Genomic DNA, 939 nt, shown 5'->3' with positions numbered 1-939 from the left:
AGCTTATTATTGACTAGAGTCATGCTCTCGCTGGCCGAGAAAAAACCCTTGATAGGATGGGGAGTAGAACGTACCCTTGAGCCTTCTCGTCATGATCACCCTGACCGATAGCGCCATCCAAGAGTTGAAGCGCCTGCGCAGCAAGTACGAAAAAGAGGGATCCCAGCCCATCCTGCGTCTGGGGGTCAAGCCGAGCGGCTGCTCTGGCCTCTCTTATGTGATGAACTTCGAGTCTCAGGCCAACCCTGACGATCATACCTTCGACTTTGGGGATATCCAGGTGGCAGTGGATCCCTTGAGTATGACCTTGATCAGCGGCACCACCGTCGACTTTTCCGAGGATCTGCTGGGGGGCGGTTTCCGCTTCAGGAACCCCAATGCAATAGCTAGCTGTGGGTGTGGCACCTCCTTTGCCACTGCCGAGACTGCTGCTGTCGTTGGTCACTAAAGTCTCAATCGCTGCCTCCCACCCGCCTTTGGGCGTCAACGGTTGGAGGGCTCTAGGCTGGGCAGCCAAAGGACAAACCAAGTCCATCCCTTCTGGCTGGTGACCCGGATTTGGCCCTGCAGATACTCCACCCAATGCTTCACCAAGGCCAGTCCAAGGCCGCTGCCCGGCTGCGCCCAGGGATCCTCAGAGGGCACCCGGTAAAAGCGCTCGAAAAGGTGGGGCAGGTGGTCAGGCTCGATTTGGGCGGTGTTGCCAATCCTTAGCTCAACCCCACCGGGAAAGGCTTGCACCTCCAAGCGGAGGGTTCCGCCCGGCTGGGTGAACTTACAGGCATTTTCCAGCAGTTCCTTCAGGATCAGGGTTAGCCGCTGCGGGTAGCTGTAGAGCACTGCCGGGAATGAGGTCAGCTCTGCCATCTCCAGCTTCAGTTGCCGAGCCTGAGCCCGTTCTCGCACCCCGTCGAGCAGGCTTGTGCAAAGGCTGTGGAG

General features: G+C 58.5%; 2 protein-coding genes. One reads left to right on the top strand and one right to left on the bottom strand.

The genetic code is table 11. The features are described 5' to 3' along the window. The first annotated feature begins 76 nt into the window (after positions 1-76). Positions 77-448, top strand: a complete 372-nt coding sequence (locus NW815_RS03270; protein ID WP_238376723.1) for a HesB/IscA family protein — start codon at positions 77-79, stop codon at positions 446-448. A 35-nt stretch (positions 449-483) separates the two neighbouring features. On the opposite strand, the gene NW815_RS03265 is transcribed toward NW815_RS03270, so the two are convergent. Further along, a partial coding sequence (locus NW815_RS03265; RefSeq protein WP_414415702.1) for a sensor histidine kinase occupies positions 484-939 on the bottom strand: 456 nt, incomplete at its 5' end.

It is taken from the genome of Synechococcus sp. R6-7 (genome assembly GCF_047461695.1).
In the GTDB taxonomy this organism is placed as follows: domain Bacteria; phylum Cyanobacteriota; class Cyanobacteriia; order Thermostichales; family Thermostichaceae; genus Thermostichus.
The sequence above is the reverse complement of the archived record's forward strand: the minus strand, read 5'-3'. Positions and strand labels throughout refer to the sequence as shown.